General features: G+C 55.6%; 26 protein-coding genes and 1 pseudogene. 13 read left to right on the forward strand and 14 right to left on the reverse strand.

What is annotated here, in order from left to right:
- Nucleotides 1-15: 15 nt before the first annotated feature.
- Entirely contained in the window at nt 16-2,235 is a 2,220-nt protein-coding gene (locus tag GHN86_RS10695) for a heavy metal translocating P-type ATPase (RefSeq protein WP_153386527.1), read from the reverse strand.
- 86 nt (nt 2,236-2,321) lie between these two features.
- Between GHN86_RS10695 and cadR the strand changes: the two genes are divergently transcribed.
- Entirely contained in the window at nt 2,322-2,771 is a 450-nt protein-coding gene (gene cadR, locus GHN86_RS10700; protein ID WP_153377479.1) for a Cd(II)/Pb(II)-responsive transcriptional regulator, read from the forward strand.
- Between the two features lie 163 nt (nt 2,772-2,934).
- Here cadR and GHN86_RS10705 read toward each other — a convergent pair.
- Nucleotides 2,935-3,249 (reverse strand): annotated as a pseudogene (locus tag GHN86_RS10705) (thymidylate synthase); the annotation flags it as partial.
- Nucleotides 3,250-3,552: 303 nt separating this feature from the next.
- Here GHN86_RS10705 and GHN86_RS10710 point away from each other — a divergent pair.
- Entirely contained in the window at nt 3,553-4,611 is a 1,059-nt protein-coding gene (locus GHN86_RS10710; RefSeq protein WP_069552305.1) for a hypothetical protein, read from the forward strand.
- An 81-nt stretch (nt 4,612-4,692) separates the two neighbouring features.
- Here the strand turns inward: GHN86_RS10710 and GHN86_RS10715 are convergent, their stop codons facing one another.
- Nucleotides 4,693-6,570: an AAA family ATPase gene (locus GHN86_RS10715; RefSeq protein ID WP_058410826.1), complete on the reverse strand. Its 1,878-nt coding sequence runs from the start codon at nt 6,568-6,570 to the stop codon at nt 4,693-4,695.
- Nucleotides 6,571-6,803: 233 nt separating this feature from the next.
- On the opposite strand from GHN86_RS10715, the gene GHN86_RS10720 reads away from it, so the two are divergent.
- The 4 genes from GHN86_RS10720 to GHN86_RS10735 are packed head-to-tail and all read left to right on the forward strand — an operon-like array spanning nt 6,804 to nt 9,621.
- The gene (locus tag GHN86_RS10720) at nt 6,804-7,145 is read left to right on the forward strand and encodes a hypothetical protein (protein WP_063613477.1); all 342 of its coding nucleotides are present in this window, start codon (nt 6,804-6,806) and stop codon (nt 7,143-7,145) included.
- A 4-nt stretch (nt 7,146-7,149) separates the two neighbouring features.
- Nucleotides 7,150-8,358 carry a PfkB family carbohydrate kinase gene (locus GHN86_RS10725; RefSeq protein ID WP_058410827.1) on the forward strand — a complete coding sequence of 403 codons (1,209 nt, stop codon included), beginning with the start codon at nt 7,150-7,152 and terminating at the stop codon, nt 8,356-8,358.
- Nucleotides 8,355-8,960 (forward strand): 7-cyano-7-deazaguanine synthase, encoded by a 606-nt coding sequence (locus GHN86_RS10730; protein WP_058410828.1) that lies wholly within the window; start codon nt 8,355-8,357, stop codon nt 8,958-8,960. The genes GHN86_RS10725 and GHN86_RS10730 overlap by 4 nt, the downstream gene beginning before the upstream one ends.
- Nucleotides 8,938-9,621: a SagB/ThcOx family dehydrogenase gene (locus tag GHN86_RS10735; protein WP_058410829.1), complete on the forward strand. Its 684-nt coding sequence runs from the start codon at nt 8,938-8,940 to the stop codon at nt 9,619-9,621. The genes GHN86_RS10730 and GHN86_RS10735 overlap by 23 nt, the downstream gene beginning before the upstream one ends.
- Here GHN86_RS10735 and GHN86_RS10740 read toward each other — a convergent pair.
- The 3 genes from GHN86_RS10740 to GHN86_RS10750 all read right to left on the reverse strand — a co-directional run bounded on the left by GHN86_RS10740 (nt 9,618) and on the right by GHN86_RS10750 (nt 13,332).
- A complete protein-coding gene (locus GHN86_RS10740) occupies nt 9,618-10,391 on the reverse strand; it encodes an 8-oxoguanine DNA glycosylase (RefSeq protein ID WP_228385891.1) in 774 nt (257 codons plus the stop codon). The two genes, GHN86_RS10735 and GHN86_RS10740, sit on opposite strands and share 4 nt — an antisense overlap.
- Entirely contained in the window at nt 10,388-11,014 is a 627-nt protein-coding gene (locus GHN86_RS10745) for a DNA adenine methylase (RefSeq protein WP_228389609.1), read from the reverse strand. Before GHN86_RS10745 ends, GHN86_RS10740 begins: the two co-directional genes overlap by 4 nt.
- 161 nt (nt 11,015-11,175) lie before the next feature.
- A complete protein-coding gene (locus GHN86_RS10750) occupies nt 11,176-13,332 on the reverse strand; it encodes a hypothetical protein (protein ID WP_153386528.1) in 2,157 nt (718 codons plus the stop codon).
- 923 nt (nt 13,333-14,255) lie between these two features.
- Here GHN86_RS10750 and GHN86_RS10755 point away from each other — a divergent pair.
- The 3 genes from GHN86_RS10755 (at nt 14,256) to GHN86_RS10765 (ending at nt 16,553) form a co-directional block, all read left to right on the forward strand.
- Nucleotides 14,256-15,194: a hypothetical protein gene (locus GHN86_RS10755; RefSeq protein WP_141718235.1), complete on the forward strand. Its 939-nt coding sequence runs from the start codon at nt 14,256-14,258 to the stop codon at nt 15,192-15,194.
- Nucleotides 15,184-15,822, forward strand: a complete 639-nt coding sequence (locus tag GHN86_RS10760; RefSeq protein WP_058410832.1) for a hypothetical protein — start codon at nt 15,184-15,186, stop codon at nt 15,820-15,822. Before GHN86_RS10755 ends, GHN86_RS10760 begins: the two co-directional genes overlap by 11 nt.
- 482 nt (nt 15,823-16,304) lie before the next feature.
- Nucleotides 16,305-16,553, forward strand: a complete 249-nt coding sequence (locus tag GHN86_RS10765; RefSeq protein WP_058410833.1) for a hypothetical protein — start codon at nt 16,305-16,307, stop codon at nt 16,551-16,553.
- 248 nt (nt 16,554-16,801) lie between these two features.
- On the opposite strand, the gene GHN86_RS10770 is transcribed toward GHN86_RS10765, so the two are convergent.
- Complete coding sequence (locus GHN86_RS10770; RefSeq protein ID WP_141718236.1) at nt 16,802-17,149, reverse strand: hypothetical protein; 348 nt, start codon at nt 17,147-17,149, stop codon at nt 16,802-16,804.
- An 844-nt stretch (nt 17,150-17,993) separates the two neighbouring features.
- Here GHN86_RS10770 and GHN86_RS10775 point away from each other — a divergent pair.
- Nucleotides 17,994-18,554, forward strand: a complete 561-nt coding sequence (locus GHN86_RS10775; protein WP_032856852.1) for an arsinothricin resistance N-acetyltransferase ArsN1 family B — start codon at nt 17,994-17,996, stop codon at nt 18,552-18,554.
- Nucleotides 18,555-18,577: 23 nt separating this feature from the next.
- Here the strand turns inward: GHN86_RS10775 and GHN86_RS10780 are convergent, their stop codons facing one another.
- Genes GHN86_RS10780 through GHN86_RS10810 form a run of 7 tightly spaced genes read right to left on the reverse strand, consistent with a single transcriptional unit; the run spans nt 18,578 to nt 23,458 of the window.
- A complete protein-coding gene (locus tag GHN86_RS10780; RefSeq protein ID WP_153386529.1) occupies nt 18,578-19,654 on the reverse strand; it encodes an ArsO family NAD(P)H-dependent flavin-containing monooxygenase in 1,077 nt (358 codons plus the stop codon).
- Nucleotides 19,655-19,683: 29 nt separating this feature from the next.
- On the reverse strand, nt 19,684-20,106 hold the full coding sequence (gene arsC, locus GHN86_RS10785) for an arsenate reductase (glutaredoxin) (RefSeq protein WP_058410998.1): 423 nt from the start codon (nt 20,104-20,106) through the stop codon (nt 19,684-19,686).
- 20 nt (nt 20,107-20,126) lie between these two features.
- Nucleotides 20,127-20,840: an arsenical resistance protein ArsH gene (arsH, locus tag GHN86_RS10790; protein ID WP_033902849.1), complete on the reverse strand. Its 714-nt coding sequence runs from the start codon at nt 20,838-20,840 to the stop codon at nt 20,127-20,129.
- Nucleotides 20,841-20,887: 47 nt separating this feature from the next.
- A complete protein-coding gene (locus tag GHN86_RS10795) occupies nt 20,888-21,358 on the reverse strand; it encodes an arsenate reductase ArsC (protein WP_033902850.1) in 471 nt (156 codons plus the stop codon).
- 16 nt (nt 21,359-21,374) lie between these two features.
- Nucleotides 21,375-22,658 carry an arsenic transporter gene (locus tag GHN86_RS10800; protein WP_032856859.1) on the reverse strand — a complete coding sequence of 428 codons (1,284 nt, stop codon included), beginning with the start codon at nt 22,656-22,658 and terminating at the stop codon, nt 21,375-21,377.
- Nucleotides 22,659-22,682: 24 nt separating this feature from the next.
- Complete coding sequence (locus tag GHN86_RS10805; protein ID WP_058410997.1) at nt 22,683-23,039, reverse strand: metalloregulator ArsR/SmtB family transcription factor; 357 nt, start codon at nt 23,037-23,039, stop codon at nt 22,683-22,685.
- Nucleotides 23,036-23,458 carry an arsenate reductase ArsC gene (locus GHN86_RS10810; protein ID WP_058410996.1) on the reverse strand — a complete coding sequence of 141 codons (423 nt, stop codon included), beginning with the start codon at nt 23,456-23,458 and terminating at the stop codon, nt 23,036-23,038. Before GHN86_RS10810 ends, GHN86_RS10805 begins: the two co-directional genes overlap by 4 nt.
- Before the next feature lie 129 nt (nt 23,459-23,587).
- On the opposite strand from GHN86_RS10810, the gene arsN2 reads away from it, so the two are divergent.
- The 3 genes from arsN2 to GHN86_RS10825 all read left to right on the forward strand — a co-directional run bounded on the left by arsN2 (nt 23,588) and on the right by GHN86_RS10825 (nt 25,608).
- Nucleotides 23,588-24,049, forward strand: coding sequence for an arsenic resistance N-acetyltransferase ArsN2 (gene arsN2, locus GHN86_RS10815; protein WP_058410995.1), 462 nt, complete (start codon nt 23,588-23,590; stop codon nt 24,047-24,049).
- Between the two features lie 87 nt (nt 24,050-24,136).
- On the forward strand, nt 24,137-24,484 hold the full coding sequence (locus tag GHN86_RS10820; RefSeq protein WP_069552307.1) for an ArsR/SmtB family transcription factor: 348 nt from the start codon (nt 24,137-24,139) through the stop codon (nt 24,482-24,484).
- A gap of 38 nt (nt 24,485-24,522) precedes the next feature.
- Nucleotides 24,523-25,608, forward strand: coding sequence for a flavin-containing monooxygenase (locus GHN86_RS10825; RefSeq protein ID WP_153368000.1), 1,086 nt, complete (start codon nt 24,523-24,525; stop codon nt 25,606-25,608).
- Nucleotides 25,609-25,731: the final 123 nt, after the last annotated feature.

Below are 25,731 nucleotides of genomic sequence, written 5' to 3' on the forward strand. Positions count from 1 at the left end.
GCGGCCTCTCATGGTCTATTTGCGCAACAGGCGCAAACCGTTAAACACCACCAACAAACTGACGCCCATGTCGGCAAAGACGGCCATCCACATGGTGGCCATGCCGAGGAAGGTTATCGCAAGAAAGATCCCTTTGATGACCAAGGCCAAGGCAATGTTTTGCTTGAGGATGCTGGAGGTCTGACGTGACAAACGAATGAATGCCGGAATTTTACGCAGATCGTCGTCCATCAAGGCGACATCGGCCGTTTCAATGGCGGTGTCTGTCCCGGCTGCCGCCATGGCAAAGCCGATCTCGGCTCGTGCCAGGGCAGGCGCATCATTAATCCCGTCTCCGACCATGCCCACGTGATGACCCTGGGCATACAGCGCTTCAATCGCTTTGAGTTTATCCTCTGGCAACAAATTGCCTTCGGCCTGATCTATGCCCACCTGTGCGGCAATGGCCTTGGCCGTATGCGGGTTGTCGCCGGTCAACATCAGGGTTTTGATGCCCAGCTCATGCAACTCGCTGATGGCTTGGCGGCTGCTTTCCTTGACGGTATCGGCGACCACAAACAGCGCCATCGGACCGGATGAGTCGCACAATAAAATAACGGTCTTGCCCTGTTCTTCCAGCGCGAACAGCTTTTCTTCCAGCTCGGGCGAACACAACTCCAACTCTTCAACCAGACGATGATTGCCCAAGTGGTACAGCTGGCCGTCGATTTCACCGCGTACACCACGGCCTGCCAGGGCCGTGAAGTTATCCACAGCGAGCAGCGATATATTGTTATCCACAGCCGCCGTGGCCACGGCCAGTGACACCGGGTGATCGGAACGAGTGGCCAGGCTTGCGGCGAGTAACAAGGCACTGTCGGCAAACAGCGGATCAAGCACCACGTAATCAGTTTGCACCGGCTTGCCGTGGGTGATCGTGCCGGTCTTGTCGAGGGCCAAAAAGTCGAGCTTGTGGCCACTTTCGAGGTAGACCCCGCCTTTGACCAAAATGCCTTTACGCGCAGCGGCCGCCAACCCGCTGACAATCGTCACCGGGGTCGAAATCACCAGCGCACACGGGCAAGCAACTACCAGCAGCACCAACGCGCGATAGACCCAGTCAAACCACACTCCGCCCATGAACAGCGGTGGAATCACCGCCACTGCCAACGCGAAAATAAACACCACAGGGGTATAAATTTTCGCGAAACTGTCGACAAACCGTTGCGTCGGGGCTCGTGCGCCTTGTGCTTGCTCCACGGCGTGAATGATGCGCGCCAGCGTGGAGTTGCTGGCTGCGGCCGTGACACGGTATTCCAGTGCCCCGGCCTGATTGATGGTGCCGGCAAACACTTTGTCGCCCACGGTTTTCTCGATGGGCAGGCTTTCGCCAGTAATCGGCGCCTGATCAATGGTCGAGCGTCCCGCCACCACTTCGCCGTCCAGCCCGATGCGCTCGCCGGGACGCACACGCACGATGTCACCCAGTGCGACCTCGTTAACTTCACGCTCCACCCAGGTGCCATCCGCTAGCTGCACGGTGGCTTTATCCGGGGCCATTTGCATAAGGCCCCCGATTGCATTGCGCGCACGGTCGAGGGATTTGGCTTCGATCAGTTCAGCCACGGTAAACAGGAACATCACCATCGCCGCTTCTGGCCATTGGCCAATCAGCACCGCCCCGGTCACGGCAATACTCATCAAGGCATTGATGTTCAGGTTGAGGTTTTTCAGGGCAATCCAGCCCTTTTTGTACGTGGTCAGGCCGCCGCTCAGGATAGACACCAACGCTACCAGCGCAATCACCCAGGTCGGTGCAGCATCAGTGATGTGCAGAACTTCAGCCGCCAACGCCCCCACTCCGGCCACGGCCAGCGGCCACCAATGCTTCTTGGCGACAGGGCCTGGCGCCTCATCGCTGCTGGATTCCAAGGGGTCGGCTTGCATGCCGAGAGACTTGATGGCCTCGATGATGGGATCGGTCGAGGGCAGGTCATGGGTCACACCCAGCACCCGATTGATCAGGTTGAACTCCAGTTGTTGCACCCCCGCCATCTTGCCCAGCTTATTCTGGATCAGAGTTTGCTCGGTCGGGCAGTCCATCGCCTCGATACGAAAACTGCTCAGGCGCGCGCCTGCGCTGGGAACGTCGCTGACCTTGACCACGCTTGGTGCCGCCGCGGGGGCGCAACAGCTGTGCCCATGATGGTCATGGTTCTGTTCAGGCTTGTGCGGGGTGAATACGGAGTTGCTCATCAGGTTGCGTCCAATAAAGGTGCCTGTTGCCAAGTAAAGACCCTGTAGCCACTATAGGGTCAAGCACCCTTTCGGAGATTGTCGCGATGAAGATTGGCGAACTGGCGAAACTGACCGACTGTCAGGTCGAAACGATTCGATATTACGAGCGGGAGGGGCTGCTGCCGGAGCCGGCGCGCAGTGATGGCAATTACCGCTTGTACACCCAAGCGCATGTTGAGCGCCTGACGTTTATCCGTAACTGCCGCAGTCTGGACATGACCCTGGAAGAAATCCGCAGCCTGCTCAGCCTGCGCGACAGCCCGCAAGACCAGTGCGAAAGCGTCAATGCGCTGATCGACGAACATATTCACCACGTCAAGGCACGGGTCGACAGCTTACTGGCGTTGCAGGCGCAACTGCTCGACCTGCGACAACGCTGTAGCGCGGGCGCAGACAAAGATCATTGCGGGATTTTGCAGCGTCTGGAGGTCAGCGGCTCGGTGGCCGCACCAGAAGGCGAGGCCAGCCATGTGGGCAGAAGCCACGGGCATTGATATCCCACACCCTCACCCGTAGCAGCTGCCGCAGGCTGCGTCCGAGGGCGAAGCCGTCGCAAAGCGTTGATCGCGGTACAAACGACAGACCGCGACGTCTGACTTTACGACGGCTGCGCCGCCGGACGCAGCCTTCGGCAGCTGCTACGGATTTACCCGGGGTTTAGACCGCCATTGGCGCGGTCATGGGCGCGTGGTGCTGGTAGCCTTCGAGACTAAAATCACTTGGCTCAATCAGGCCCAGCCACTCAGGTTGGTACACACCGGTCTTGGCGAACTCCGGCACGCGATCGGAGATCACCAGTTTGGGCATCGGGAAGGGTTCGCGGGTCAGCTGCTCGTTGAGCATGTCCAGGTGATTTTCATACACATGGGCATCGCCGATGAAGTAGGTGAACCAGCGCGGCGTATAACCGGTCAGGCGCCCAATCAGGCTCAGCAGTGCCGCGCCTTCGGTCAAGTTGAACGGCGTGCCCAAAAACTTCACCCCCCACTTTTACTGCACATTACGCTGACTTGTAATGCCTTCCAAGCAACTTGGTATATGTGCATTATAGCTTTTGCACATTACCTGCGCAACCCCTAATACTGGATAAACCACCAGTTTTCTAAAGTCCTTTCCAAAGCTCATCTTCTCCTGAAGCCCCGAAATACGGGGCCTCTAGCCAAGAAATTGACTCATCCTGGCAATGTGCTATCCATGGTGTCGGGGAAATCAATCGCCCTAGGATCAGCTCCAGCGCTTCCGCAGACGCTAAGACGCAAACAGCAGGGAGAATCGATGCGCCTAGATCAGATGCCATACCACTCAATGCCCACCTTGGCAGTTCTTCCGTTCCGGCAATTCCGCATCGGATGGACGTGGCAGCTGCGAGCACTAAAGCTCTTCCCCGAGTCCCAGCTGTCCTGGAAGCGTTACTTCTACGATAACGGCAGTGGCCATGCGAGGGCGGCTGTTTTCGCCTCCTACGAGGAGGCCATGGAAGCGGCAGACGAGTTCAACAGCCGCACCAATGAACTGGTGGCTCAGGCGGTACCAGATCCTGTGCTTCAGAGCTCAACCACCCTGAAAGTCGAGAAAGCACTGACGGCGGCGCGTCGCATCCACGCAGAAGAAGAGCTCATGGAGCGCGAAGCAATCAAGCGAAACGCCCATTTGCCCCGTCCCAACATGCAGGAGCTGAAACTGCACAATACGATGGAAAGCTTGCGACAACCCCTCTACCAGGAGCTTGAGCGCGCTCCTTACCTGGAGATAGTTGCCATCCCGAGATTCAACATGTGCCTTCGTCGTACCGAAGACCAGACGTGGGAACAGATCGGAGCCTTGTCTCCCAAACGCTCGCAGATTTGCCTGCGAGAGGTGACAGCCAAAGGATTCGGTCTTTCGGGAGCAGATCACTGGGGGAGAACGAAAGCACAGATTCGGGCACTGCTTCTTCCCAGAGCCAATCAGCTGCTGCAGTTAGCGAGCGTCAAGCAAATGCTTGCCGAGGCGAGGATGCGCGGCCAGAGAGTAGTGGTCTGCGGTGGCTTCGTGTTCTGGTATGAGGACGACGTGGTGCCACGGTGGGTGCTGAAAAACACGGATGGCGAGTCCAGCAGCGATGAAGGAAACACCTTGTGGTACGAGGGAACGATCTTATCCAAGAACCATGGCCGGATCGTCGTGCTTCCCTATATCAAGGAGAGCGGGGAAAAGGTTCAAGGGCACACAAAGAATGCACCACACGATGGAAAGGCCAAGCCTCGGCACCCTGACCAGTACGTCACCCTTCCTTTTGAGATTCTGGACGGCGACCTCATGATTGGACTATTTGGTGAGCTCCACTATGAGTAATGCACCGACTACTCGGACATGCCATTCACCTAAGGAGAGCAGATGATCACGAAGATCAAAATCCAGGGCTATCGGATCTACTCAAGACTGCTCGAACTGCCGGGCAAGGAAACGAAGCACTGCGTGTAAATTCTCAAGCCCTTGCGGGGAGAAGATGCCCGCGCGTGCTCCCGCTTTATGGTACTGCTCGGCGAGATACAGCCCATACTGATCCTTGCTGGGCAATGTACTCAAGCTCAGCTTGTCTTGGACAATCCTGAGACTGTCCTCACCCACAAGGAACTCCAGCGCTCCGGTCTCATAGGCCGTATCAATATCGGCATAAGTAATGACGAGCCGATCAGGTAGGAGATACTTTTTCCGGTATCGCTCACGCTCTTGTCGACCGGCTTTGTCGTCATCTAGGAGAACGATGAATTTCTCGTCTCGCCCCATCAGAAAGCTGATCAGATTCCCAAGCGCACTCGAACCGACGCCAGGGACGATCGTGAATTTTATCGGGATGTCACACGTGATCGATGCCGTTTTGAAGGCGTAGTAATCCGAGATCCCCTCCAAAATTACGAAAGGGGCTGAGCCGACTATCTCTGGAACGACATATTGCAGCCTCTCCAAGACCGGCTGGAAGTGATACGTCCGGCCCGGAAAATTGTTTATGAACTGTTTGTACTTGATCGCGGCGATTTTTGCCGGCAGGAACTCCAGATCATATCCGTCTGCTTCATCATGCTTGGCTGACTGGTTCTCAACGATGTAAGCGCCTGAGAGCCACCTCGGATCGACCATATGATGACTGTGGGTGGAGTAGATGATTTTGTCTCCACTGCCGACCATCTGATCAAAATATTTTAACAGCTCAGCTTGCGCACGGCTGTGCAAGTTGGCGGCAGGTTCATCGAACACATAAATTGTCTTTTGCTTGCTGCTTTCACCCTTGAACTGTGTCAGTAGCAGGAAGGTGAAAAACCATCTGAAACCAATCGAACGCTCACTGACTTTGTAATCGGAGTCTCCATTGCTCACAGCAAATGAAACCATTGCCGTGGGTGTGTCAGCCCCCGTAACAGACCACTGCAGTTCGATTCGTCTTGCTGTCGTCTCGCGCGAAAACACACGCTGCCAGCCACCTATGACCTCAGTTGTCAGCGCTTGCGAGACCTTCTTGAACACTGCGTCGATCTGATTCTTTTCATGGCTTCGATAAAAGGTATCGAGCCATTGAGGGCCATTTTTCTCACGGTACTGCGCAATGCGCCTGTTGATATGTTCGTCTACATCTTGACTTGTAGACGCTATGATCTTTGCTAGGATCTCCCGATAGTGCCGTTGCTCATAACTTTCCCCTTGAAACGGGGCCAGTTCAATTTCCTCAGGCACATTGATCAGGAATGTTGGAAAGTAGGCGACCGTTGGCACACCCTCAACCACCAGCTCGGCGACCCGCTCCCACAAATCCTCGTCAGGTTTATCAGGGTGCGCATAAGGCTCAAACTCAGCTTCCCTTGGCCGTTTGGCATTTAGCTCCAAGCCGAGGCTGCCCGTGCTTTCGCCTTTCGGATTCTTCGCAAAGCTGATTTCTTTGGTGATCCGAAACTTTTTGCCCAAAGCCTCTCTGTCGACTAAAAGCCCGAATTCTTCTGCCATCTTCTCGATCGCAGTTATTTCGTCTTCGTCCAGCTGCACCGTGGCAGCGACAGAAACGGTTCCCTTGAACGAGCCCTTCTGGCTGGCGGGAATGAAGGTGAACTCTTCGTTATTCTCAGGACTGAATTCGTAGAGACTGGAGACCGACTTATCGCTGCTGACGAACTGCGATATCGCTTCGAGAATGGTAGTTTTACCACTTTCGTTTAGGCCGATCAGCATCACAATCGGCGTATCACTCTTGCCTGAGAGCTCAATGCGCGTACTGACTATGCCTTTGTAGTTCTTAATCTCAAAATCGAGGATTTTCGACATCAGCAAACACTGCCCTGTGTTAGCACGAACTGAGCCATGCTAGCGTTCACCGCTGAACTTGGCATGCTTGAGCCCTGAGCGTAAGGCCAACAGCTTTCGGTAGCCTATTGGCAAATTGGAGCCGGCAGGGTTAGAGTGCTGGCACTCTAGCATTAGTCATCCCGCTGTCAACAGCCATCGGTTTGACGCCAAGATTAGCTGCGTTGTTTCACATAGGGATATTGGGGAACGTAATGTCAGGTTCAGATGGCAAGCTTTTCCGGGACTACATAGCGGGAGCTCCGACAGAGACCGCCTGTGACAGGCTCTACCTTCAGACTCACCTTGCTTCTCCGAAGGCCGATGTGGTTGAGCAGATCAAAGTCGGCGACACCCTGCAAATGACAGTAGGCGTCGCAGGCAGTGAACTTTCCGCCCTTGCTGTCTGGAATGGACACGTTGCAGGAGGTATCGCATCCCCGAAAGCGATTCGGCTGATCGCCTGCATTCAAAACGGTACGCAGTACCGCGCGCTTGTCACGTCCAAAGTGGGTGGCCAGATTGCGCTCAAGATCTCTCCGGTCAAGCAGGAGTGACTTAATGATCAACGTCGTTGGCGGGGTTTACTACGAACAGTGCATGTGCCCCACATGGCAGGAACTCTTCGGCTCGGGCGGTCGAGGCGCTACAGCGATAGCGCGCCTGGGTGGAACGGTTAACCTCACGACCTATGTAGACAGCACCGCAGAGTCGATTCTTCGCCTGAGGTCGGCTTTGGAAGGCTTCACGCTAGAGCCCCATGCCATTGATCGCAGCCTGCAATTCCGCTATACCCACGGACTGTCTCATCCATCTCTACATCCCTCGCCCAAGCAACAGCACAGCCTGCAAGTATGTGCAGCAAACGTCGTACGCTTTGGCTTCCTGGAAGGTGACTGCGTTGTGGATGCACGCCAGGCGGTGTATGACCCACAGAGCGCCACCGCCCCAGCGCCGTTCCATGAGAACGGCTCCAAGGCAGAGCGACTGGCACTTGTCCTAAATAGAAACGAAGCTGAAGCGTTGCATGACAGCAGTGATCTGAGCGCAACTGACTTGGCCCGCGCCCTTGCCAAGTCGCAGCACGCCGAAATCGTCATCATCAAGATGGGCCCAGCCGGCGCACTGCTGTTGCATGAAGATCGGACACACCACATCCCCTCATTCGTGACGCCCAAGGTCTGGAAGGTCGGGTCAGGAGACGTCTTCGTCGCGACCTTTGCCTACTTCTGGATTGAGGAGGCGCTGCCCCCACTGGAAGCGGCGATGCTGGCTTCACGGGCAACCGCCTTTTATTGTGAGTCCCAAGGCTTCGCGTCGAAGGCTGAACTCAGCGCGTACAACCCCGACGCGGCCAGCATGCCGAAGAAGTCGAAAAGCGGTAGAGCCCCTCTGGTATATCTGGCAGGCCCCTTCTTCTCGTTGTCACAGCTTTGGCTGGTCGAAGAAGCGCGGAGTCAGCTCCTGGCGATGGGGCTGAATGTGTTCTCTCCGGTGCATGACGTCGGGCACGGGCCCGCAGAGGAAGTCGTGCATCAGGATCTTGAGGCCATTCATGAGTGCGATCTAATGCTCGCTATCGGTGATGGTCTCGACGCCGGCACGATCTATGAGATCGGCTACGCGCGAGCACTCAAGAAGCCCGTCATCCTGTACGTGGAAAACGAGTCGGAGGAGGATCAGAAAATGATGGCCGGATCCGGCTGTATCATCTCCGATGACTTCGTGACCGCCATTTACCAGACCGCTTGGAAGGCAGCAGAACTATGAAGCGCGCTCTTCTATTGTCAGGTGGCATGGACTCACTCGCCATCGCCTGGTGGCTGCGTCCCGAAGTCGGTATCACGCTGAATTATGGCCAGTTGGCCGCAGAGGCCGAGATCTCCGCCTCCACCACCCTCTGTAAACAGCTCGGTATTGAGCACCATGTCATCTCGATCGATTGCCGCGCTGTCGGCTCCGGCGACATGGCGGGCGGCAAGGCTGATGCACATGCACCTGCAAGTGACTGGTGGCCCTATCGCAATCAGCTGCTCGTCACACTGGCGGCCATGAAGGCAATCAGCCTGGGTGTGAACACGCTCTACCTGGGCACTGTGAAGTCGGATGGCTCACACCGCGACGGCACACCGGAATTCATCGCGGCGATCAACCAGCTGATGGTCATCCAAGAAGGTGAGATGACCGTCGAGGCGCCTGCGATTCATCTGAGCACGTTCGAGTTAGTCAAAGAAGCCAACGTCCCATCCTCAATGCTCGCCTGGGCTCATAGCTGCCACAAATCAAACGTGCCCTGTGGTAACTGCCGAGGCTGCTACAAGTATTTTGAGGTTTGGCACGAGATCGAGCATGGACTGGATCACGCTGAGTAGCCCAACCGTAAGGCCAGAGCCAGGGCACTATCAGCCGTACGCCTGGCCTGATGGCCGTTTTCATGCGTTGCCCGAGGTAGAAGGTGTCCGCGAGCGGGACATCTTCTACCTTCTGGAGAACAGACGCACCAGGCGAACGTTCCAGGCCTTGAGCGATGATCAGTTGAGCCAGCTACTGTGGCGCAGTACACGTACACAAGCCATCGCCGAATCCGACTACGGCTTCGATCTGGAGCTTCGGCCCACCCCATCTGCTGGCGCTATCCACCCCATCCACATCCTGGCCCACCTCCCGGGCGCGGCGAACTGGTGCCGCTACGACAGTCGCCGGCACGGCCTCGTTGCGATACCAGGGTCATTGGAGGCCCTCGCAGGATTGACTGAGCAGTGTCAGCAAACCCTGCCCAGCGAGCAGGCGACGCGGTTGCTTCTGGTGGCCGAGCTTGGGAAAACAGCTGCCAAATACCAACACGGCGAAAGCCTGATCTGGCGGGATGCAGGGGCACTGTTAGCGGTGATGGCAGTGGTAGCTGAGGCTTTAGACTGCGTGCTCTGCCCACTGGGTATCACGGGGGAGCCCTGGGCCAGTCGACTTGCCCCGCCAGGGGTGCTTACCGGCGTGGGACTTGTCCTAGTGGGCGGGCCGACACTGAGGGACTAGGCTGCCTTCAAGCCGGTCTGGTTCAGCAGGCTGTGCACGACGGAACGCGCGGACATCATCTGGTACCACATCAGCGCGTCGAGCTTGGATGGCCGAACCTCAATCGCTTTGCTCAGCGCAAGAAACTCTGCTTCCAGCTTCAGGTAGTGCCGCTCCACCGTGAGGCCAGGCGTAAAAAAGCCCGCTAACGCCCCTGCGCGCAAAATGTGGATATCCAGGATCGCGACATCGTCGGCATCGAGCCAGTTGCGAGCAATCCAAGAAGCGGTTTTGTAGCCAATGCCCGGCAACTTGAGTAGCCAGTCCCGAAGCGCCCGCCCGGAACTCAAGGGATAGCCCCCTGCGGCCAGAGCAGCGAGCGCGGCGTGCAGGTAACGCGCTTTCTGTTTGGCAAAACGGTAGCGTACCGAGCGGCTACCGATATTCAACGGAACGGTTAGCCACGCCTGCAGCTGCTCCTCACTAGGCAGGCCCCCTTCAAAAGCGCCATGGTTTCTCAGGTGGGCGAATGCTGCCAGTCCGACGTTCGCTGGAATTCCGTGGCCGCCCAGTACGCATGCCCCGACCTCCTCTGCCAACGTGGCTCCCAGCTTGTAGTTGAGCGGCTCAGGTTCCTGGTCGTTTGCCCATACTTGATAAGCCCAGTAAGCGGGGGACGGGAATGCTTCGATCAATCCCCACGCAACGCCCGGGAGCACTTCGATCTTGGCATCAGGAAAGTCGCGCTGGTACAGCGTGGACTCAACAAACACTACGCCGCTTTGCATCATCGTGCCTCCTGAGCGGGGCCATAGGTCTGCGCGATCCAGTGCAAGAAATCGTTGCGCTCCACGGACTCCATCGCCGCGATACGATCACGCAGTCGTGACTGACGCCTGGCGATGGTCTGACGCTCCCGGAACGTATCGCCCAGGTAACGGCTATCGTGCAGTTCCTGAGGGGCAGCGTAGTTCATCCATACGCATTCCTCCCGCAGATCCGTGTGCGTTTTGGCCGTAAACGTGACCTTCCTCCATCCATGGAGCATGTCGTTGTACAAGGCGCTGTCGTAGCCGGAGATCATCACCTTGCACGGCACGCTGCACAACGTACGCAGCAGCTGTTCATGCTGGCTCTGATCATATTCGTACCGGTAGATCTTGGGGCGACGACGCGTCTCTGTCACATACGGAGGATCAGCATAGATCAGCTCGCTGCCGTCGTAAGTGAAACTGTTCAGATAGCTCGACGCGTCACCCAGGATGAGCTCAAGGCCTTCAACCTGGTGATCAGTCCACGTGTCATGAACGGCAGGATCAACGTCCACCGCGATGTTTCGAGCTGCAGTTTTTTTGTGACGCAGGACTGCGCCCGCCCCCAAGTGCGTCTCGATGTAGGTCTGATGCGGAGGCATCAAATTGATCAAGCGCTGATAGCACTTGCCCTTCCCGCCTGGATATCTCATGCCCCCATCATCGTCAAAAGTGACGATGATGTCAATGGAAGGCTTGGGTTGGGCGAGTCTCGCGATTGCGAACATTGAGAAGACGCGCCCTGGTGAGCGCCCGCAGTCCCTCAGCGAATCTTCTCTTCCACAAACCTGTCTTCGGGGAAGAAAGAAGCGATCTTGGTGATCGCGTTGGCCAGGAAAGGCCGAGGATTGGTGTAGTCAAAGCTGTAGCGGCCTGAGCCGTAATTCACGCCCCACACGCCTTTCCTCCCTCCCTTGGGTCGCCACCACATTTCCCCGGCGATCCGGGCTGCCTGTAGGCCTGTCATGCTCGGGTGACCGCGCTTTGGATCTTTCAAATCTTCAGCGACGAACACGCTGCCGTCTTTCCCGATCGCCCATATCAGGTTTTTCGTCTTTGGATTTTTGACGACCTGCGGGAATTTCCGCACCAAGGTACGCTCCTTGGCCAGCGGGTCGAATCGCTCGATCGCGGTATGGTTGGCGCCTTTCCCCTCAGCAGTGATTTCGCTTTTCTCCAACCGCTTGGGAGCGCGCAATTTGCCGTAGGTCGTGTTCAAGTAATTGGCGTAGTCCTGGTCTTGCTTGGCCAACACCTTCAAGAACGAGCTGTAGAAATGCTCAACATCGACGTACTGAGCATTGGCCTTCTGATCCCTGAACCACCTAAGGAACAGGGCACCGAACAACAAGTCGTGTTCATAAATCGCTGAGACAGCATCCCCCAAAGGCGTGTCCGTGGCATCGAGCAACACCTTCAACACCTTTCGATCTCCCCAGTACAGGTCAATGCTCCACTGGAGGCGGGCCATTGGTGCGGTGAGGACGCTCAACTTGTGTGCGTTCCAACGCTCGATGGCCTCGGCGGTCGCGACAGGGGTCTCGGCGCCGGCATCAAGGGTGTCGCCTACTTCATAGCCAATGGGTCGACCGGTAATCTCATCCCGAACCTGAGAAATGGACGCCAGCTTGATCGAGTGCCAACATTTCTCAGGCTTGAGTGTTGATTCCTCGCAGATGCCCACCATCCAACGTTCGAGGTGGCTGAGGATGGTTCCTGCAGTCCCGTACGCATACTTGAAGTCGAGACGGGCCTTTTTGTCAGCCGGAACGATACCGAGGTCAGGTACCAGGATTTCATGTGGCGGCAACCAGTCTTGTGCTTTTTCGCTCCACTGACTGAATTCCAACGCCCAGCGCTCGCAAAGCAACGCCTTCACCTCTTCAGTGGCCACAGAGCCAATGTCTTCTTGAGCCTTGATGAATGCTTGCGCAGGGACAATTTTCGCCCGCGCATAAGGGCCTAAACGGTCATCGTGAACGTAGAGCCATTCTTTGCCGTCTCGGAAGTCATATCCCACCAGCGTCACCGCATGGCCACCTTTCAAGCACATCGGTTGGCAAGTCGAAGTCGTCATTGCGAGCTTCAGTTCTTCGCGCTCGGTTTCGTCGAGCTCATCGAACTCCCCCAACACCTCCAGCGCTTCAGCTTCCTTCATCTGCTTGTCAGCAGCCGTGCTGCTTTCCGGCCCGTACACGACGCCTGCCAGAATGATCGGCAAGTCACTGTCGATATGCGAAGAGGCGTAGCTGTGGAACCAGCCCTGGGTTTCAGTAGTGAGTGTGGTGGAATGGTACCGAAAGCCCTGAACGTCGAGCGATCGCTGGATCTGTTTGTGTGTGAGGTGCTTGTTCGGGAAACCGTTGTGCGAGCCATCCACAAAATTGAGTGCAGCGGTGGTGATCTCACTGCACGATGGGACAGACTTCACATCACGCCCTGGCAGCGCATGCAGCGCAGCCCAGATCGCAGTGGTCGCGCAGGCGGCGACGACCTTGTCCTGCTCCTGGAAAGCAATCGAATTCACATGCAGCTTGATGCCGAACAGATTGACGTCATAGCGCTTGGCAATTTTTTTCTTCGTGCCTGGCCCGGTGCCGTGATCACCGGCAATGCGTAGGCATGTCTTGCCGATGAAGGTCTTTTCGAGCGGTTTGATCACCACAAAGCCGAGGTAATTGTCCTGCAGCGAAGCCCGGGACAGGTCTTGGCGCGCGCTGTCGATCATCATGCGATCAAGCGATTTATGGTCAAGCTTGCAGCTGAAAAAATGAAGCCGCCCGCAGACCTGACCGTCGTTACGGAAACGCTTCAGATAGTAGCGCGAATAGTCTTCTAGGAAGTCACGATCGGTGTACCGAGGCTCAAGCAGGATCGACTTGGCACCGATGTGACAGAGGTAGTTGTAGAGGTACTTCACCTGCTCTTTGTCAAAGATCTGCAGGTATTCGTAGCCAAAGCATTCGCGAATCAGGGCGCTCAGCGTTTCGGCCTGAAATTCCGTGACGAGGTATGGAGTCATTGTTCTATGCGCAAAAAAAAGCAGCCACGAGGGGCTGCTTTCAGGTCAGAAAAACTCAGAGGCTGCAGGTACGAGCAAGCATCTCATCAGTCACGGCTTGGGCTTTGGCTTGCTTGGCTAGGATTCTGGTCATCACGAAGGTACGGGCTCGCGCTTTTCGTAGGCGCTCCTCTTCCGTCGCGCCCATGTGTTTCCTGGCCTTCTCATACAAAAGCTCAACGCTCATTTTTCTGTCCCCTTTTTGCCCACGTTCCCGGTGGTGCGGTCTTGCTGACTTACGGACTTTCTTACGTTAGACACTTACGACGCCGAAGCGGGTACAGCTCGCCATGGTTCGTGAGGGTGAGGATTATACGAATCCGCCATCAACAGCGTCAGCACCCCAAACAGATGTCCGACAGACGGCTTCACTCACTGCTTCGACTCAAAGCTTACGATTACGTTCATCTCAAGCACCTGCCATGCAGATACCTTTGCCACGTTTATTCCGGGTTCAGGAAGCGAAACGCCTCCGTCACTGCTGGGTGTTGATCGTGAATTCTGCGCCTTTCACGCAGCCGATTTGGAGCGGGATCAACCGGCGAAAATCGCCTAGTGAATTGAGTATGGCATAAAGGAATCATGCAAAGCGATACTCCTTTGTGACATGTCACACGATTCTTCATCCATTCGCTGCGGTGATTCGAGACTCGATTTTGGCGCTGATCAGCGGAAAAAACTTCGCCTAGATCGCTTCGATCTGAGCCTAGCTTAAGCATTCGGATTTGCACCCTCGGATCAGTTTTCGGATCGCAGCGCCCGTTGCTTGTGAGGCTTCATGCTTGCATTACGCCATCACGCCGAGCAAAATCCGCGACCGAAACGGAATTCTCAAGGTAGACGACATGTCTCTGTCCGGCATTTTCAGCTCGGCTCATCAACGCCGCAGCTTCCTGATCGCCAGCTGCACTCTGCTCGCCTTGTGCTTCCTGGCCATCCTGTGGATCGCAAGCATCCCGCAACCCTCTCCCGCACTAACTGCGTTCAACAGCTTCTTGACGTCTGTGGTGGCTAGTGGTGCGTTTGCGATTCTGTCCACGCTCTACATTTCGTTTTTCGTTGACCCGAATGAAGTCCAGAAAGCTGCGGTCGTTCTGCCTCAGGACATCTCGCAAAATCTTGATCGCATCGTTGCCGAATCCGTTGACTATCAGATCAGTGTGCGGACGGGTCGGCATTTTCGCGCAGACACCCTTCCGAAGCTCTTGGAGCAGGCAAAGAGACATCGCCAGCCGATCCGGATCGAAGCAATCTTGCTCGACTTCAGGGACGACGCGCTGTGCGAGCAGTACGCTCGTTTTCGGCAAAGCGCGACCTTCGACAGCAAGCTGTGGAGCGTGAATTACGTTAAGTCTGAAGTACTGGCGACCATCCTCACTATTGCCAGGGCCCAGATGGACTACCCCTCTCTGCTCATCGTGCATCTCTATCTAAGCAAGCGGCTGTCGACATTCCGGATCGAAGGGTCGTCTCAAGAGCTGATCATCACACGCGAAGACCCCAAAGACTTCGCCTACCGCTACCACCGCACCCATCGAGACTATGCGGCGTATGCGCATGAGCTGGGGTTGATCCGCAGAGAGGCCGCCAGCGTGGAGATACCTACCAAGGTCGCCCCCAGCGAGGTACTCCAGTCCATGTTTGGTTTGGGCATCATACCGTCGGACGTGGTGACGGCTGCGGAAGCTTCGGTAAAGGAAAGCTCCCCGTATGTCAGCTGATCTGGACTTTCTCAACCTCCATGATCTTGCCGGTCTCTCAAATGCTTTCATCAAGGATACCTTGAAAGCCTGGATCAACCAGAAGACCCCCAAATGCCTCAAGCATCCGCATGGCTTCTACGTCATGTTGCTCAAACGCTCGGACGTTGAGCAATGGCGCCTGCATCTCTGGCCCAACGGCGTACGCCAGATCACGGGAATGCCCGCTCGCATCCACCTGCACGATACGCATGTGAGCAGCAGAATACTGGTCGGCACGCTGACTAACATTCAGTACATCAGCACGCCCGTTACCGATGGATCTACTGCGGGCCACCCGGTGTACGAAGTGATCTATGAAGGGAATCGCTACCTTCAACAGACGGCGAATACCCTGCGTAAAACTCAGCTGCGTGAAGCGGTAGTCGAAACACATCGCCTTTGCCTTCAAGCCGGCGATACTTACCACATCCCACGCTATAGCCTCCATGAAGCCGAGGTCGCCGCCGAGGTTGCGACGTGTACTCTGGTTTGCATGCACGAGCGTGCGGACGGTGTAGTCAAGCTGATTGGCGTCGATGGATACCCCGAAGAGCTGTCCTTTGTGCGCAAAGAGCACGATGGATCGATCTTCCTCGACTACCTCTAGGCAGCCCTGGCCCCATCGACGCCAGTTCAGCATGCATGAGCGTTTCAGAGCCTCACGACGAATCACGTAATGGCCAGCGGAAAAAAGTTCGAAATTTTTGGGGCTCGCTGCAAGCCAAGCGGTATGCAGCTTGGGCTCTACGGCCAACAGGATATACACACATTATCCACAGGGCATGTGTGTCTTCAACGCTTGATAACCGCGCGAAAATCGCTCATCTTGTGGCTGCTGCGCCAAAAACACCCAAGATATGGTGTTTGCAGTACCGTATCCCTATACGGGAGGCAAGTTCAGCGAGTGGTCACGTTAGGTCGCCAAACGTTCCGTGACCCACCCGCTCTCAAAGCCATACGGTTAGTCAACCTGACTTGAGTGAACGCATTACATCGAATTGCGAACTGCCGCGTCAAATAAAGGTGACGCGTGGTTCGATGCGCTAGCGCTGAGCCGGGGCACTTAATCTCTGATCAGAAGGTAAGAATATGAGCTTTAACGCGAAACAAACCAGCAGTTCGATCGCCAGCCTGGCCTCGGCTGTATTGCTTGATTCTAAATCCTCGGCTTTGGCCAAGGAGCTGGCTGGCTCGGCGCTTTCTCAGGCCTCAACTACCAAGCAAACCAGCGCTCGGATGGAGGAGCTCGCCAGCAAAATTCTGGGTGAGTCGGGCCACAGCCAGATGGTGTTGAGCCTGGCCGGCTCCGTGCTCTCACAGGCGAACAAAGAGCGCTGAGTTCGGCGCTGGTAACCACGCCCCGCCCATGCGGGGCGTTTCTCTTTCTCTTGCGGAGACGCAGAACAAGAAAGCTCCGGAGCCCCTGACACTAATGGGGTTCCGCAGAAATGATGCAAGAGTTCAGCGACGCGGGCGAGTGGATGTCCGAACAGCAGCGATCGAGGTCGGGCAGAGAGGCCGACAGACTGATGACGATCAGGATCGTATCAACCCAATGGTCGACTAAGTGTCTCAACGGGACAAACTTAAAGCCCCAGGTCTGCCGCAAAACGCTGGTCGCGGATTGAAGCAGGGGCATGCCCATCGATTATCAGCTTCTGCTGCAGATGGCGTACGAGATGCCAAGCCAAAGGTTCACGGATTTCCAAGCAACCGTCGAGCTGATGGAAACCATTGGAGCGCTGTGTAACAAGGGCCTCTCGAAGCGCTGTAAAGCCATCAACGCCGATAACCGACCTGTGAACACGGATAGGATTATTCAGCCCAGGACGACGCTCGTAGGCGCTTAAAAGCGATAGAAGGATTACAGGGAGATCATCCCCATAGGCTTCGCAGGCAAGAGACCAGAGCTGGCCATCAGACAGTGGGGTCATAGGATCCGATGTCGGGCTCGCATTATCCATAAATTGGCAACATAACCCCAAGCGCGGCCAGAATTCAGGTGCACCCTGTAAACCAATTTTTTAACGTGTTAATCACAGGAGTTTACAGTGTAAAAATTTGGTTTACAGGCCAGAATTTTCAACGTGCGTATAGGGTCAGCAAATGCATTTCGTTAGAAATATGACGGGGGCGGACGTTTGCAGACGCCTGTTGTACGAGACGGGTGGAATTTCAGACGGACTGATCCCAGCAAAAAAGCCCTATTGGTTTGACGTCAAAGCGTAAGCAGCAGCCTACGGCTGCAAAGTAAAGCGATTTCTCCTCCGCCCCCAGCCCCACCATTCCAACCTCAAATTCACCTTCAGTCCTCAAAACCGTGTGATCTAGAAGCCGTAAATATCAGATGTAAAAGCCGGCGAAATCCTGTGAGAAAAGCGGTGCCTGGGCCACTGCCGCTTTTATCTTGCTCTCAAATATAAGAACTCCGTCTCGCTTAAAAATTTTCAAGAGGGGGGGGGTGAAAATAAAATGGACATTGCCGACGAACGGTAAATAAATTGCCTATTTGTCAATCTGAGTTTTCACTCAAAAATCCTCGAAAACCTATAAAAAATGCTTTAAAGCAGGCGAAAACGCTAACATTTATGAGTTTCGATTCACCAAATGCGAATTTTGATCGCCTACGAGCGCGCCCAACAGGTACATTGGCCATGCCGGTCGTTTCTGCCTCTAAGTCATACCAGTCACCGGCTTCAGTCAGAAATGCATCGCTGCGGCGAGTGTAGTTAGATTCCGAGTGCCGAACGACGGCTATTCAACGAGAGATCATTCACGATGGCTGTAAAGGGTTTGAAAATTCGTACGGCAGTAATCACCGACGCAGAAGCCATCCAGCGCATTTATGCTCCCATTGTTCTAAATACAGCGATCTCATTCGAAGAGACCCCGCCAAGCGTTGAGGAAATTGCTCAGCGGATAGCGACGACACTTCAGACATATCCCTACCTAGTGGCTGAAGAGGATGGCGAGATCAAGGGCTACGCCTACGCAAGCCAACACAGGGCTCGTCCGGCCTACCGATGGGCTGTTGACGTGACGGTTTATGTCGCTGAATCAGCTCGCCGGCAGGGCGTTGGCCGTGAGCTCTATGAGACCTTGCTTCCGATTCTTGATAAGCAGAGATTTCGCGCAGCGTACGCCGGAATTGCGCAGCCAAACGAAGGCAGTGTGGGCCTGCACGAGTCGCTGGGGTTCGTCCACATCGGCACATATCCGGAGGTAGGCTTCAAGCTTGGGAAATGGCACGACGTCGGCTACTGGCGACTCGGGCTGTGTCCGGCAACTCCTCCACTGGAGCCTATTCTCTTTCCTGAGCTTGAAGTCGCATCACAGTAGTCCACTCGAATTCTGGGCGTGAGCTATCGTGCTGCATCTGTGAGATAGCTTTGCACTTGCTTGACTACATCCCGAGCGGTGCGGGTTACTCCGATCAATGTCGCAGAGGCGAGCCCCGTCCAATCGCCGTAACCCACCAGCCACAAATTGGGTGACGCAACACTTCGATTTTCGTCCACAGCCACTTTACCGTCCAGGCCTACAACGCCCAGGCTGCTCAGGTGGTCGAGCGCGGGAGAAAATCCCGTGCACCAGATGACAACGTCCACCTTTGTTTCGTCTCCTGATGACCACACAACGCCTGTCGAAGTGAAGCGCTTGAATGGTCGTACGGCATTCAGCACGCCGCGTTCGCGAGCGTCCCTGACCGACGGAACCATAACGATGTCTCCGAGCCCTCCTGGCGGCTGCTGAGGTTCCAGGCCCTCCTGCTGCGCCTTCAATCGAGCAGTAGCTCGCTCGAACAGGACGCGGCCATCGACCTCATCAGGTAGAAACTTCGGGGCCTCTTGAGTTACCCAGGTTGCCTGAGCCACTTTGGAAACCTCGGCGTAAATCTGGGCTCCCGAGTTGCCACCACCGACGACAAGGACAGTTTTCCCCTCAAACTCATCCGGCCCAACGTAATGAGCGGAATGAAGCTGCTGCCCTAGAAACAACTCCTGTCCGGGATAGCTTGGGATAAATGGGCGGCTCCAGGTGCTTGTTGCACTGATAACCGCTTTGGCCACCCAGGCTCTTCCCTCGGAGACAACCCGTAATCCGTCTTCGATTTTCTCGACACGGTTTACCCGCGTGGATCGGATGATGGGAAAGTCATATCGACGCTCGTACAGAGTTAGATAGTCGATAACATCGTCCCGCCCAGGAGTCCCCCCGGATACTGCTGGCATGGGCCAGCCGGCAATAGAGCTCCAAGCAGACGGCGAGAATAGTCGGAGAGAATCCCACCCATGCCGCCAGGCCCCTCCCGGTGCTGACTCGGCGTCGAGTAATACATAGGAAAGGCCTGTACGCCTCAAGAAATAGGCTACGGTGAGCGCGGATTGGCCACCGCCAATGACCACTACATCAAATTTCGAGTTTTGATTCACCAGCATCCCCCCAGGCCCATCTGCTTTACATCGGTTTAAACCCTGCGGCCATTCTCATCAATGACGACTTGTCCGTCTTCTTTGACGAAGCTGCCGCGCTGCTCTTGCGGCAGAAGGTCGAGGACTGCCTCTGACGGTCGACACAAGCGTGTGCCCAAGGGCGTCACGACGATGGGGCGATTGATCAGGATGGGGTGAGCCATCATGGCATCGATGAGCTGATCATCAGTAAGTGACGTATCGCCCAGTCCCAACTCCTCGTAAGGAGTGCCTTTGATGCGAAGCAGGGCCCGCACCTCAATACCCATATCCTTGATCAACCTGACAAGCGTGGTGCGGTCAGGTGGGGTCTGTAGGTACTCGATAACAGTCGGCTCTTCTCCGCTGTTGCGGATCAGCTCCAAGGTGTTGCGAGAGGTGCCACATTGCGGGTTGTGATAGATCGTGATCTGGCTCATACAGTTTCCTCGCACTGACGTTAGATGGAGCGCTGGTTGACGCGTTTGGAAAGCTCTTCGGCGGACTCTTTGCGCTCGGAGTACCGATCAACCAAATAATCCTGGCGATCCCGCAACAGCAGGGTGAACTTCATCAGCTCTTCCATCACGTCCACGAGTCGGTCGTAGTACGAGGACGGCTTCATACGACCTGCCTCGTCGAACTCGGTAAATGCCTTGGCCACCGAAGATTGGTTTGGGATGGTGAACATCCGCATCCATCGGCCCAGTACGCGCAGCTGATTGACCACGTTGAAAGATTGCGAGCCGCCGCAGACCTGCATCACTGCAAGGGTTTTGCCTTGCGTAGGCCGTACAGCGCCCATCGCCAGCGGTACCCAGTCAATTTGGGCTTTGAATACTGCGCTCATGGAGCCGTGACGCTCAGGGGAGCACCACACCTGCCCCTCAGACCATTGCATCAGCTCGCGCAGCTCAGCGACCTTGGGATGTGTATCGGGAGCGTCATCCGGCAGCGGGAGACCTGATGGGTCAAAGATCTTGGTTTCGGCGCCAAACTCTTCCAACAAGCGGGCTGCTTCCTGAGTCACCAGCCGGCTGAAAGAGCGCTCTCGCGTCGATCCGTACAAAAGCAGAATTCGAGGCTTATGGAGCGAAGGCGTACGAGGTGCCAGTTGCTCCAACGAAGGAATGTCGATCAGGTCGGCGTGAACGTTCGGCAATGTCTCTTGCATATAAACTCCTACGGCGGCGCCTGGTTGGGTGCCGCCTCGGTTGATCTTTAAAGCGAACCGATGCGGTTCAGTTCAGCTTTCAACTGGTCAGTGCTGATGGTCTTCAGTGGCAGCGCAAGAAATGCGCTCACGCGCTCGTGAATTTTGGCGAGTGTGGTTTCAAACGCAGCGGTGATCTCGGCTTCCGACCCGCTAGCCTCAGACGGGTCGGCCAGCCCCCAATGCGCCTTCAAAGCTGGCCCGAAGAAGATTGGGCATGCCTCACCTGCAGCCCGGTCACAGACAGTGATCACGATGTCTGGCGGCGAGCCTTCAAAAGCGTCCGAAGCCTTGCTGCTTAAGCCCGCAGTAGAGATACCCGCCGCCTCCAGTGTCTGCAGTGCCCTTTGATTCACCCGGCCACTGGGAAAGCTCCCCGAGCTGACCGCTTCTACGCCTTCAGGCGCCAGGTGATTGAACAGCGCCTCGGACAGAATGCTGCGGCAGCTGTTGTGGGTGCACATGAACAAGACTTTCATCAGAAGATTCCTTGATTCAGAAACTGAGGCGCAATGCCAGGGCAGACAAGGTGGCGACGAGGATAGGCAGGGTCAGCACGATCCCAGTCTTGAAGTAGTAACCCCAGCTGATCTTGATGTCCTTCTTGGCCAGCACATGCAGCCACAGCAGCGTGGCCAGACTGCCAATTGGAGTGATCTTCGGGCCTAGATCGCAGCCAATGATGTTGGCGTACACCATCGCTTGCTGTACGACGCCATCAACTTCGGCGGCATGAATGGATAAGGCGCCAACCAGAACCGTAGGCATGTTATTCATGATCGAAGACAGCAATGCTGTTAGCAGCCCTGTACCCAGGGACGCGCCCCAAACGCCATAACCGGCGAACACGTTCAGGATCTGCGCGATGTGGTCGGTCAGGCCCGCGTTCTTCAAGCCATAGACGACCAGATACATACCCAAGGAAAAAATCACCACTTGCCATGGGGCCTCTTTGAGCACCTTGCTTGTGTTGATGGCGTGACCACGAGCCGCGATGACATAGAGAATGAACGCACAGACCGCTGCAATGGCGCTGATTGGCACCCCCAATGGCTCAATGACAAAGAAGCCGATCAGGAGTAGTGCCAGCACCCACCAGCCGGCTACAAACGTGGCCCGGTCGTGGATTGCCTCGTCCGGATTGTTCAGTTGGTTGAGGTCATAGGTCTTTGGTAAATCTTTGCGGAAAAACCACAGCAGCATGGCTAATGTCGCTGCCACGCTGACGATGTTTACCGGCACCATGATCGAAGCATATTCGTTGAAGCCGATATCGAAGTAGTCGGCAGAAACGATGTTGACCAGGTTGGAAACCACCAGCGGTAAGCTCGCCGTGTCGGCGATAAAACCGGCTGCCATGACGAATGCCAAAGTAGCCGCAGGAGAAAAACGCAACGCCAGCAACATCGCGATCACAATGGGTGTGAGGATCAATGCTGCTCCGTCATTGGCGAACAGGGCCGACACCGCTGCGCCAAGCAGGACGATAAATGCGAACAGCTTGCGGGTGCTTCCGCCTCCCCATCGGGCCACATGCAGCGCAGCCCATTTAAAAAAGCCTGCCTCATCAAGCAGCAAACTGATGATGATGACCGCGATGAAAGTTCCGGTAGCATTCCAGACGATGCGCCAGACCTCGGGTATGTCTGCAAGAGTAACGACGCCTGCCAGCAACGCCACGATGGCACCCAACGTGGCACTCCAACCAACTCCGAGCCCTTTAGGCTGCCAGATGACGAGCACGATGGTGGCGATAAATATCAATACGGCAATCAGCATTTCGTTAATCCGGTTGGGCGTGAATCAGCTGCACACGGCCTGGTTGATCGGACGGTCGTTCATACCGCACAGGCGTTTAGTATCGGTTTCCAGCCATTGCTGATTGGCGTCTACGACTTCTTTCAAAACCGCAGTTACCCACGCAGGCAAATCGGGGTTCAGGCGGTAGTACACCCACTGACCTTGCCGGCGATCCATCAACAAACCAGCAGAACGCAGCAGGGCCAAATGACGAGAAATCTTCGGCTGGTTCAGGTCGAGTGCCGCCGTCAGCTCGCAGACACACAGCTCGCCTTCGCTCACGACGAGCAGGGAAATTTTGGCTCGGGTGTCATCCGCCAAGCACTTGAATAACGTGGTGGGGTTCATGGGTTCTGTCATAGATCCTCCAGGTGTTTGGTCTTGACCAAAACGAAGAGCTTGATGCGCTCGTGGATGTCGTGGAGCGTGTGGCGAAATGCACCGGGATCATCGCTCGTTACTGGGTCAGGAAAGTCCCAGGCAATGACTTCACCTGCACTGGGCATTGGTAGGCACTCGCTGGCGGATTTATCGCAAAGAGTGATTACGTAATCGAATCGATCAGCTTGAAACTCGCTGATGGACTTGCTTCGCAGGCCCGTCGCATCGACTCCAACTGCCTCCAACGCCTGAATCGTGCGCGTATCAACCTCAGACGGTTGGGATCCTCCGCTGAAGGCCTCGAAGCGCGGGTCGGTGTGACGCAGCAAAGCCTCTGCAAGCTGGGAGCGGGCTGAGTTGGCAACGCACACGAAAAGCACTTTGATAGCAGGGGTCATGACTAGACTCGATGCATATGGAAAATCGAATATACGCTTTGGCATATATTCGGTAAAGCGAATATGATGACTACGGCTTCGGCTTGGGCCGTAACAGTCCATGCAAAGCGGCACAAAGGAGATGAAAGGATGGAGTGGGAGATGATGATCCAGGCAACGGAAATAGCCGGTGGGCAATGGCAGCGCTTTCGCGATGCACTGAAATCTGCTGACCTTCCATCAGACGATATTGATCTTCCTGGCCGAACCTTTTTTGAGTTCACGCTGGACAGTGAGACGGTCGCATGGGGAGGATTCGAAACGCATGGTACGAACGGGTTGCTGCGCTCTCTGGTCGTGGAGCCCGCATACAGATCGAAAGGGGTTGGAGCTGAAATGCTTCGAGTCATTGAAGCGATAGCCGCCGGGCAGGGAATCGCTCGATTTCATTTGCTGACAACAACTGCATCAGGCTTTTTTGAACGGCAGGGCTACGCACTGAACCAGCGAGGCTCTGCGCCGTCTCTGATCTCACAGACGGAGCAGTTTAGGGGGCTTTGCCCTGGCTCGGCTTGCTACATGTGCAAGGCGTTACCATTCGACAATGGCTGATAGTCTGCCCATCCGATAGCCTGGGAGGTAGTGCCCAGTTTCGACCGATCCTTTACATGTGCGCGTACATGCACATATAGTCGCTACATGACCTTATTACTGAACCGAACCCAGGCAATCGAGGCCGCCATAGAGTCGCTGGACGGTGCATTCTTCAAAGCCCTCTGTGAGCCACCGCGAATCGCAGTGCTGAAGCGCGTAATGCTACTAGGCCGTGCTGATGTCACTGAAATTGCGGCTGACTTACCTCAAGAGCGTTCGGTTGTGTCTCGCCACCTTCAGGTGCTACTAGAGGCGGGGATCGTTAGAGCCACTAAGATAGGGCGCCAGATGTTCTATGAAGTGGACGGCCCAGCCATTATCAAGCGTCTAGAGGCCATCCTCATCCACACCAAAAGCATCGTTCCACTGTGCTGTCCAGGCGAAAAGGTCTGAGCCTTTTTTTGCATAAATACGTGCATGAGTGCGCATACATGAACATAAGCAGTCAGATGTTGGATGTTATTGTCATTGGTGCTGGCCAAGCAGGGTTGGCTACCGGTTGGCACCTGAAGCAGCACGGCCTCAATTTCCGCATTTTTGATGAGCAATCGCAGCCTGGGGGGAACTGGCGTAATTACTACGATAGCCTTGAATTGTTCTCGCCAGCAGCATATTCCTCTCTTCCGGGGCTTCCATTTCCTGGAGCAGCAGGCCACTACCCTTCTCGGGATGAAGTAGTGCGTTATCTGGAAGGTTATGCCGACTTCTTCCGGTTACCTATCCTTCAAGGGATTAGGGTCGCGAACGTAGGTCAGGAAGGCGAAGGATTTCGGATCACTGCAGCGAACGGACAAAGCTTTTGTGCGAGAGCGGTGGTCGTGGCCTCAGGAGCCTTCAGTCGTCCCTACGTACCCGATATCCCTGGGCTCAAGAACTTCAGCGGCACTCAGCTTCACAGTGCTCATTATCGGAATGCAGAAGCATTTAGTGGGCAACGCATCGTCGTAGTTGGCGCTGCTAACTCGGCTGTACAAATCGCTTACGATTTATCCAAAGTTGCAACCGTGACTCTGGCCACGCGAGAGGCGATTCGATTCGCGCCACAACGGATATTAGGAGCAGATTTTCATACTTGGTTGAAATGGACAGGCCTAGAGAAAACTAAGTGGCTAAACGATCAAAGCACGCCTGTACTGGACGACGGTACGTACAGAAAGGCTCTGAGATCCGGACGCTTCAATCAAGCAGCAATGTTCTCCGAGGTCACTTCAACAGGCGTTATTTGGGCCGAAGGGCAGCATGAAACCGTTGATAGCCTGATTTTTGCCACTGGCTATCGTCCGAACCTGCCATTTCTCCAAGGCCTTCCAGTAATGGATGAGCAGGGACGAGTGGCGCAGCGCGACGGGCGAGCCGTTCATGTTCCAGGCTTGTACTTTGTAGGCTTGCCCAAACAACGCAACTTCGCTTCTGCAACCCTACGAGGAGTGGGGCCTGATGCCGAACAAATACTTCGGTATTTGCTAAAGCGAGTTCGTAAGTTAGAAGCCGCCCCGACGCTCGTAACGCAAAACTGAGCCGCTGGCGTCCGAAAAAACAAGAGTCCGTAGCTAGTGAAAAACCGTATGCGATCCATAAACCCCACCTGCCCAACAGTGGGTTAACGGCTTACCGTGGCATTTCTGGCGAGCAGTTCCACG

The sequence above is a fragment of the Pseudomonas helleri genome, assembly GCF_009600315.1.
In the GTDB taxonomy this organism is placed as follows: domain Bacteria; phylum Pseudomonadota; class Gammaproteobacteria; order Pseudomonadales; family Pseudomonadaceae; genus Aquipseudomonas; species Aquipseudomonas helleri_A.